Below are 9,108 nucleotides of genomic sequence, written 5' to 3'. Positions count from 1 at the left end.
CTGGATGAGGAGCACATCATTGATGTGGACAACTCTCATTTATTTGCCGCTATCGGCTCTGCTTTAAACGCAAAAGAAGAGGTGTCCTACACCCTGGAGGAGATGGTAAACAAGCTCTCTTCCGACATTAAGATGGAATTTGAAGTGGAACGCATGGAGCCGCTGTTTGCAGGCGAGGCGGATTATCAGGAGTTTAAAGACCGCCACAGCCGCCACCATGTGGGTACAGCCGAGCTTTCCTCCTACCGGGGAAACGCCTTTCTTGGCATCGACGCAGGCTCCACCACCACAAAGATCGCCCTGGTGGGCGAGGACGGCTCTCTTTTATATTCCTTTTACAGCAGCAACGACGGAAATCCCCTGCAGACCGCAATCCGTTCTTTAAAGGAGATTTATTCCCTTCTGCCCGAGGGCGTTTCCATCGTGCGCTCCTGTTCCACCGGTTACGGCGAGGCCTTGATGAAGGCGGCCTTCCTTTTGGACGACGGAGAGGTGGAAACAGTGGCCCATTACTACGCGGCGGCCTTTTTCGACCCCAAGGTGGACTGTATCCTGGACATCGGCGGACAGGATATGAAATGTATCAAGATCAAAAACGGCACCGTGGACAGCGTACAGCTCAACGAGGCCTGCTCCTCCGGCTGCGGCTCCTTTATCGAAACCTTTGCCAAATCTTTAAATTACAGTGTGCAGGATTTCTCAAGGGAGGCTCTTTTTGCCAAGCATCCTATTGATCTTGGCACCCGCTGCACCGTATTTATGAATTCCAAGGTAAAGCAGGCCCAGAAGGAGGGAGCTTCCGTCTCAGATATTTCGGCGGGCCTTGCGTATTCCGTTATCAAAAACGCCCTGTTTAAGGTAATTAAGGTTTCCGACGCCTCGGAGCTTGGAAAGAATATTGTGGTACAGGGCGGAACCTTCTACAACGACGCCGTGCTGCGAAGCTTTGAAAAAATTGCAGGCTGTGAGGCCATTCGTCCCGATATTGCCGGTATCATGGGAGCCTTTGGCGCTGCACTGATCGCGCGGGAACGGTATGAGGAAGGCTTTCAGACCACCATGCTCTCCTACGAAAAAATCTGTGATCTGAAATTTGAAACCAGCATGGCAAAATGTAAGGGCTGTACCAATAACTGCCGTCTCACCATAAACAAGTTCTCCGGCGGACGCCAGTATATTTCCGGCAACCGCTGCGAGCGTGGAATCGGCGGCCAGAAAAACGCCCACAATGTGCCCAATTTGTTTGAATATAAGCTGCACAGACTCTTTTCCTATCCTTCTCTGGACCCGGATCAGGCTCCCAGAGGCACGGTAGGCATTCCCAGAGTGCTCAATATGTACGAAAATTATCCCTTCTGGCATGTATTTTTCACCAGGCTGGGATACCGGGTGGTTCTCTCCCCCAGCTCAAACCGCAAAATTTATGAGCTTGGCATCGAGTCCATCCCCAGCGAGTCGGAATGCTATCCCGCCAAGCTGGCTCATGGTCATGTAACCTGGCTGATCCGTCAGGGCATTACCTTTATTTTCTATCCTGCTCTCTTTTATGAGCGCAACGAATTTGAGGACGCCAATAACCATTACAACTGTCCTATTGTCACCTCCTATTCTGAAAATATCAAAAACAATGTGGAGGAAATCACAAGCGGACAGATCACCTTCCGCAATCCCTTTATGTCCTTCCGGAACCTGGACACCGTTACGGAGGCGCTGACTAAGGAATTTACCGAAATCCCGGCGGGAGAAATCGCCGATGCCTGCAAAGCGGCCTGGGAGGAGCTTGCCTGCGCCAGAAAGGATATGCAGAAAAAGGGCGAGGAGGTGCTGCAATATTTGGAGGAGACCGGCAAACGGGGCATCGTTTTGGCCGGACGGCCCTATCATATTGACCCGGAGATCAACCACGGCATTCCTGAGCTGATCACCTCCTATGATATCGCCGTGCTGACAGAGGATTCCATCTCACACCTGGCCGCTCCCGAGAGGCCTTTGATCGTGTCGGACCAGTGGATGTATCACTCCCGTCTCTATGCGGCGGCAAGCTATGTAAAGACAGTGGACAATCTGGATTTGATTCAGTTAAACTCCTTTGGCTGCGGCCTGGATGCGGTCACCACAGATCAGGTAAACGATATTCTCTCAGGCTCAGATAAGATTTATACCTGCTTAAAGATCGACGAGGTAAACAATCTGGGGGCTGCCAGAATCCGTATCCGCTCTCTGCTCTCGGCTATCCGTGTGCGGGAAAAGCAGAACAAAAAGCGCACCCTTCACTCCTCTGCCATCGAAAAGGTGGTCTTTACGGAGGAGATGCGAAAAGAATATACCATCATCTGTCCCCAGATGTCGCCCATCCACTTTGAAATCCTGCAGCCGGCCTTTAACGCCTGCGGCTACCACTTTGAGGTGCTGGACAATGACAATAAGCATTCTGTGGACGTAGGCCTTAAGTACGTGAACAACGACGCCTGCTATCCTTCCCTTCTGGTCATCGGACAGATCATGGAGGCTCTCCTGTCAGGAAAATACGATCTGAGCAAGACAGCCATCATTATGACCCAGACTGGAGGCGGCTGCAGGGCCACCAATTATGTGGGCTTTATCAGGCGTGCACTGAAAAAAGCCGGCATGGAGCAGATTCCCGTAATTTCGCTGAATCTGGCCGGTATTGAAAAAAATCCCGGCTTCCACTTGAATGCCGACCTTATGATACGCGCTGCAGTAGGGGCTGAGTTTGGGGATATCTTCATGCGCTGCGTATACCGTATGCGCCCCTATGAAGCCACGCCGGGCAGTGTGGATGCCCTCCATGCCAAGTGGCTGAAAAAGGTACAGGCATTTGTTTCGGCAAAGCACATTAACCTGTTTCAATTTAACTCCATGTGCCGCCAGATTATCCGGGATTTTGACAACATCCCCATTCTGGATATCAAAAAGCCCAGGGTGGGAGTGGTAGGAGAAATTTTGGTGAAATTCTCTCCTGCCGGAAACAATCATCTGGTGGAGCTTTTGGAGGCCGAGGGAGCCGAAGCCGTTGTACCGGATCTGATCGATTTCATGCTCTACTGCTTCTACAACCAAATTTACAAGGCAGACCACCTGGGCATGAGCAAAAAAGCCGCACGGCTGTCCTCCATGGGCATCTGGGCTATTGAGCATATTTTAAGAGGCGCAGCGGTGAAGGAATTTAAAAAGAGCAAGCACTTTACGCCTCCCACCCCCATTCGTGAGATTGCCTCCTTTGCCGAGCCCATCGTATCCATCGGCAACCAGACCGGCGAGGGCTGGTTCCTTACCGGCGAGATGGTGGAGCTGATTCATGATGATGTACCTAACATTGTCTGCACCCAGCCCTTTGGCTGTCTGCCCAACCACGTGGTAGGCAAGGGCGTAATCAAGGCGCTGCGCAAGGCTTACCCCGCCTCCAACATTGTAGCCATCGACTACGACCCGGGCGCCAGCGAGGTAAACCAGTTAAACCGTATCAAGCTGATGCTTTCCACAGCCCAGAAAAATCTGCGGAAAATGGAAGAAAAAAGCGTCCGGAGCCTGTAGAATAGGCTTCCGGGCGCTTTTTCCATTTATGTCCATGGACTTTTTACGGTTTTTCTTTTGCTGGTCAAACGGCTGTTTTTGTTAGCGAAGGAATGAATGCGGGCCTCTAAAAGCTGCTTTCTTCCCTCTGCGCTTCTGGTATAGATCAGCTCACAGGAGCCCATATCCTTTTCCACACAGCGGACAAAAAGCTGGGCGTCCTCCTTCTTTTTGCCGAACAGCTCCGGCACACAGTAATATCTGCACAGTCTGGAAACCGGCCTTTTGGCCTTCAACAGATAACGCTGGTTTTCCACCTCTCCCAAAAGCTCACAGATACACTGGGCAAAAATATCCTTCTCTCTTTCCGTTCCGTTTTTCAAATACACATAGCTCGCCCAGCCTTTTCCATCCTCCGTCTCCACACTCACGTTGCGGCTGGTCACAGCCTTGGTTTGACGCAGTGCCCGAAGCACCCCTTTTCCCAGAGAGCGCAGATACCGAAAGGGGGTTCCCAGACGCAAAACCCTTCCTCCGTATCGGAAAATACCTATGATACAAAGCAATAGGAAAAAAATGAAAAGCACATTTCCTAAAGCTCCCAGCCTTCCATCCTGCAGTGTGAAAAGGCCCAAAAGACCTCCCAGGCAGAAAATCCCTGCGCCCAGACACACAAAAAGCAGCACAAGAGCACTGTACATGCGAAAGCCCGGTTTGAGATACTTCTTGTCCACACCGGCCTCCACCGCCACATCCATATCCTTTAACACTGTCAGGGACTCCTCCCAGCGCCGCTTTAAAGCTTCCCGGTCTGCCGCCAGCGCAAGCATCTGCTGGTTTATCTTCTGCAGCAGAGGCTCCGTATAAGGCGGCTTTATGAAGGAAAGCCGCTCCAATCCGTTTTCGATGACATTTTTCTCATAATGCACTCCCAAAAAGCCTTCAAACCGGCGTTTCAAGGTTGCAAAATCCTCTGATTCTTCCGGCCCTTTCAGCTTTCCCGTTTCTCCCTCCGGCTCCATGCAGATCAGGTGCCATATGTTGCTTACCTTATCAGGATTGCCCTTCATGGTGCGGATCGCTCTTCCCCGCATCTGGTTGCTGAGCATGAAGGAGCCCACAAAGGAGGCCAGAATCAAGGAATTAATACAGGGCGAATCCCAGCCCTCCCCCAGCAGAGATTTCGTGCCAATCAGCACACGGATATCCCCTCTGTTAAAGGCCTCCGTCACCAGGCCGGAGGCAGTCTCCTCTCCATCTCTTACATCTACCTGATAATAGCCCTCTACTGTGCACTCCTTTATGCTTCCCTTTACACTGCGTTCCTCCATCAGCGTCTCCAGGGTCTCCTTTGCAGACTTTGGGATAATAACAATGCTGCCGCTTAAGGCCGCCAGGCGAAGCTCCTCTCCCCACGGGCTTTTTTCATACGCCCTCCGGATATTTTCAAAAATGGGAACCACACCCAGTTCGTTTACAGATTTTTCCTCATTTCCAAGGGCAGACATATATTCCTTTTTGATATAATCAGTAAGAATCAGAAGGCGAAGCTGTTCCCCCAGGTTCTTATATTCTTCTCCCGTCAGGGTCACAATGCTGCGTATCTTTCCCTTAGACTGTATCAAAAGCTTATTGAGCTGGTCATTTACGGTAAAAACCACCTTATTTTTCTGAATCAGCCCATGTCCCTTTAAAAGAGCCGCAAGCTGTTCCCGATAGGCTTCCTCTACAGCAAAGCTTTCCGTATCCTCATAGAGAAATCCCTGTAAAAGCACCTCCATCCAGTGAAGGTTCATGGAGGGAATCTCCTCTCCCGCTCCCAGCATTCGCACAAGCTCCCCGGAGAAGGGAATCTGTCTTGCTTTTAAAAATACCAGCAGGGAGGACAAATATTCCGGCTTCTCCAAAAGCTGCTCCGCATAGCGCCCCGGCTGCCTGATTCCCTTATGTGTCCTGATCTTTTCCGCAAATGCCGGGTCTTCAAAAATCTGCTCCGCCACACTTGCGGCGTCCTTTCGAAAGGCAGTCACCGCCTCCGTCTCTTCCTTCGTAGGCAGATTGAAATACACATAGTCCTGGTGAGGGCAGAGGCTCCCCTCCTTTACCAGCTCCGGTACAATAATCTCCTCGTCAATGGGGCCGCACAAACCGATATATCTGTCCCATTCTCCCTTGGAAGCATCATAGGGCGGCGTTGCCGTCAGAGATATCATCGTTATCCCCGGCTCTCTGTCCCGCAGTTCTTCCAGCGCCTTCCACCACTCGCTGCGCAGATGATGGGCCTCATCCAGACAGAGGGTGCGAAATCCCCTCTCCCGGAACAGTTCAAAGAAATCTTTGTCCATGGAGCCTTCTTCCGCGCCGTCTCCCTGTTCTTCCTCCAGTTCCTCCCCGCAGTCCTCTTCCGGCTCCTCTTCACTGACCCCTTTTCTGATTAAGCTGTGAAGGGCCTGGTAGGTGATGGCCGTGATCAGACCAGGCTTACGGATACTGTTGGAAAGCAGTCCCTCCGTGTCCGTTCCCTCCGGCAGATACGCTTCCCTTACTCTGGCAAGCCATTGATTTCTGATATTGATACTGGGCGCCAAAATAAGCGCCGGACTTCCCAGCCGTCTGATCAGCTCTATTCCCAGTGTGGTTTTTCCGGAGCCCGGAGCCGCCACAATGTGCAGCCTTTTATCCCTTAAATACTGGTCCGCCTTATCCAGCACTCTTTTCTGATAGCTTCTCCACTGTCCCTGAAACCGAAGCAGGCCGCTTATATTCTGATTATACATGATTTTCCCCCCATTCACTTATGTAAAAAATATAGTCCGGGAACCCCGGACTATGATACGTCAGCCATACGGCTGTCAATATACTGCTGAAGCATTTCCGCAACCTCATCGGTGCTCAAACCTGCATCGGAAATCAAGTCGTTTACCATTTCCAGTTCCTTAAGCCGCTTCTCCTGAAAAAGCTCCTCCAATTCCCGCTTCTCCGATTCAATCCGGGTAGTCAATGCTTCGATCAGCTCCTGCTTTGCCGTAATTTTCTCCTCCAAGGTCTTTTTATGTCCTCTCGCCATATCACTGCCTCCAGTCTGTTTTTTGCTGCGCATAACCGTTAATGCGCCTGCATATTTGTAACAGTATATGGACAAGGGCTGGAAATTATTCCTATTTCCCATTCATTTTTATCACGGATTTGTGAATCTCTTCACTGAGCCGCTCTATTTCCTGATAAATGGTTTTCGACTGCTGGGAAAGCTCTCCCATCTGCTTTGCCACCACTGCAAAGCCTGCCCCGGAGGTTCCGGCTCTGGCTGCCTCAATGCTTGCATTTAAAGACAAAATATTTTGCTTGGTGGAAATATCATCCAGTTTTCTGGTGTTCTTTCTGATGGACTCCACGGAATCCGTGGCGCTTTTTAAATCCTCGTCAAAGGATGCCAGACGCTTGCTGTCCTTACTCTTTAAATATTCCAGATTTACCATCTGATTGACTACAATGCCCAGAAATTCTGCTGCAGCCCGAATGGATTTTTCCGTGCGCACCGGCACCTTATGAAGAGCTTCTATGTAGGCTTCCTCATTGATTCCAAGCTCTCTTGCAATCTCCCTGAATTTTTCTTCTTCAGGCTCCATGGGCAGCACCTGTCCGCCAATCATCGCTCCCAGCTTTACACCGTCCACAACAATATCGTTGGAAAAATCCATAAGCCCTGCATGGCAAAAATAAGTGCCCGTACATTCATTGTCGCATTTTACACATCTGCGGCAGCCCTCTTTGCTCTTTCTGGTATACTCCATGCAAAAATCCGTGAAATTGCTGCCCTCCGTGATATAGTTGCCTTCCTCATCCACAGCAATGGCAGCAAGGCCCGTGGCGTCCGAAAACCGGTCCTGAATTTTCTGCAAAAGCGACATATCCATAAAATCCGAAATGTGCATAGACAGTCCCTCCATTCTATCCTTCCATTTGTTCTACTATATCACATTCCCGGCAAGTTTTCTATCCCTTTTGGCGTTTGATTGCGATTCGTTTTGGGAAGCTGGCGAGGATATCACGCCAAACCGGATAAATATGGGATACAGATAGCTGGCTCCAAAACATCCTAACTGCTTTGGCCCGACCACCAGGGCCGGAAATCTGCTCCCGCCAAGCTTAAGGGCTCTGCGAAAGGCGATCTCAACAGTAGCTCTTGTAATGGATTTCGATTTTCTGGACACAAAAAGCTCTCCGCCGCTCACAAAATAGGTGAAGCGAAGCTGTCTGGCTGTCTGAAAGGAATATTGCTGAAACAGCAGCAGTGTATTCCAAAGCTGCTTAAGCGTCTGCTCTTCTATGAAATCCACCGCAGCTTTTTCACTCTCATTCTCCCAGGCTGCCAGCAGCTTCCGGCAGTCTGCTTCCAGAGCGGCTACCGCCCTTTTTCTCTCCCGGTGCAGTCTCACTCGCCTGGCCGAGTGTGATTCCTTCTGTGTCATTTTGATTTCTCCGTTTATCCTCTAAGTCTTCTAATACAATAATCCTTCATAAAATCAACGATTTCCGCATCGTCTCCGGATTCATAAAACCTCTTCTGTTCTTGTCGTTGTCGGAGCATTTGCCAGAATGGCTTACTGCCGAATCTTTCATCATCCAATGTCTCCCTTTTCTATGGCGCTGCTGTCTGCAGGCGCGCTTCCGCTTTTTTCATTATATGTTATGCTATATTTAAAGTCAAATTTTCCGGGCGGGGCAGGAGAGCATACCCGAATTGTGCCATAACATATTTCATCATACGGCCCACATTCTGGCGGTGTACGGCATTTTGGTTTTTCCTTTGTGATGCAGCGGAGACAGTTTGCAGTTTCCAAATTTTTGTTGACATTCTCTGGCAGACATAAAAAATCCTGTTTTCCATATCCACTGTCACTCTCCGCCAAAGTGCATAATATAAATAAAAAGATCAGATATGAAAAAAATGACGCCTGGTTCTACATTTATTCAAGCAATGAGAAAAAATACGCCTGCCGCCACGGCCTGGGTTACAGGAAATCGAGACACCCCCGGGCTTTCCGGTCTGGTAAAATTCTATTTTACCGAATACGGGGGCACACTGGTGGAAGCTGAGTTTTTCGGACTTCCAAACATTATTACCCCCAAAGCCACAAATTTTTATGCCATGCATATTCACGAAAACGGGGACTGTACGCTTCCCTTTGATAAAACTGGAAATCACTATAGCCGGACAGCCGAACCGCATCCAAATCATACCGGTGATTTGATTCCGCTTTTCGGGAATCAGGGCTATGCCTGGTGTGCCTTTTATGACAAACGAATCACCATACCAGAAATCATCGGGAAATCGTAAGTAGGTAATCATCCGTACCTTGACAAAATAAAAAATCCCCCGGCACCACCAGGGGAAGGTCTATCTCTTACTTTTTAAGTTTGCTGTGGCAATCAGCTGGCAGGCTGGTGGACCATGGAAGCAGTTCCAGCATGGCTTTCTTTTCCGGGAACGGACCTGGATCTTTCATCTGCTCCATCACATAGGTGAGATAATTGTAGGGTTTCAGCCCGTTCAGCATGGCTGTTTCCGTGATG

Annotated in this window: 7 protein-coding genes; 2 read left to right on the top strand and 5 right to left on the bottom strand. The window is 49.9% G+C overall.

All coding sequences use genetic code 11. The annotated features are described in order from the left end of the window. On the top strand, positions 1-3,555 hold a 3,555-nt coding region (locus tag SHK35_RS13780), incomplete at its 5' end, for an acyl-CoA dehydratase activase-related protein (protein WP_318710208.1). A gap of 26 nt (positions 3,556-3,581) precedes the next feature. On the opposite strand, the gene SHK35_RS13775 is transcribed toward SHK35_RS13780, so the two are convergent. The 4 genes from SHK35_RS13775 to SHK35_RS13760 all read right to left on the bottom strand — a co-directional run bounded on the left by SHK35_RS13775 (position 3,582) and on the right by SHK35_RS13760 (position 8,003). Beyond that, entirely contained in the window at positions 3,582-6,311 is a 2,730-nt protein-coding gene (locus SHK35_RS13775) for a DEAD/DEAH box helicase family protein (RefSeq protein ID WP_318710207.1), read from the bottom strand. Between the two features lie 50 nt (positions 6,312-6,361). Further along, positions 6,362-6,601, bottom strand: a complete 240-nt coding sequence (locus SHK35_RS13770; protein ID WP_318710206.1) for a hypothetical protein — start codon at positions 6,599-6,601, stop codon at positions 6,362-6,364. A gap of 91 nt (positions 6,602-6,692) precedes the next feature. Next, positions 6,693-7,481: a PocR ligand-binding domain-containing protein gene (locus SHK35_RS13765; RefSeq protein ID WP_318704070.1), complete on the bottom strand. Its 789-nt coding sequence runs from the start codon at positions 7,479-7,481 to the stop codon at positions 6,693-6,695. Between the two features lie 21 nt (positions 7,482-7,502). Then, complete coding sequence (locus SHK35_RS13760) at positions 7,503-8,003, bottom strand: hypothetical protein (protein WP_318710205.1); 501 nt, start codon at positions 8,001-8,003, stop codon at positions 7,503-7,505. 470 nt (positions 8,004-8,473) lie between these two features. Here SHK35_RS13760 and SHK35_RS13755 point away from each other — a divergent pair, with 470 nt between their 5' ends. Then, entirely contained in the window at positions 8,474-8,872 is a 399-nt protein-coding gene (locus SHK35_RS13755; protein WP_330638269.1) for a superoxide dismutase family protein, read from the top strand. A 67-nt stretch (positions 8,873-8,939) separates the two neighbouring features. On the opposite strand, the gene SHK35_RS14240 is transcribed toward SHK35_RS13755, so the two are convergent. Continuing rightward, a partial coding sequence (locus SHK35_RS14240) for a transposase domain-containing protein (protein ID WP_442867446.1) occupies positions 8,940-9,108 on the bottom strand: 169 nt, incomplete at its 5' end.

Source organism: Candidatus Acetatifactor stercoripullorum, assembly GCF_944382095.1.
Taxonomy (GTDB): Bacteria; Bacillota; Clostridia; order Lachnospirales; family Lachnospiraceae; genus Acetatifactor; species Acetatifactor stercoripullorum.
This window is presented reverse-complemented; position numbering and strand designations above follow the sequence as displayed.

Coding starts and splice junctions, on each gene's coding strand:
- SHK35_RS13775 (WP_318710207.1), bottom strand. CDS start 6,311: ATGTATAATCAGAATATAAGCGGCCTGCTTCGGTTTCAGGGACAGTGG.
- SHK35_RS13760 (WP_318710205.1), bottom strand. CDS start 8,003: ATGACACAGAAGGAATCACACTCGGCCAGGCGAGTGAGACTGCACCGG.
- SHK35_RS13765 (WP_318704070.1), bottom strand. CDS start 7,481: ATGGAGGGACTGTCTATGCACATTTCGGATTTTATGGATATGTCGCTT.
- SHK35_RS13770 (WP_318710206.1), bottom strand. CDS start 6,601: ATGGCGAGAGGACATAAAAAGACCTTGGAGGAGAAAATTACGGCAAAG.
- SHK35_RS13755 (WP_330638269.1), top strand. CDS start 8,474: ATGAAAAAAATGACGCCTGGTTCTACATTTATTCAAGCAATGAGAAAA.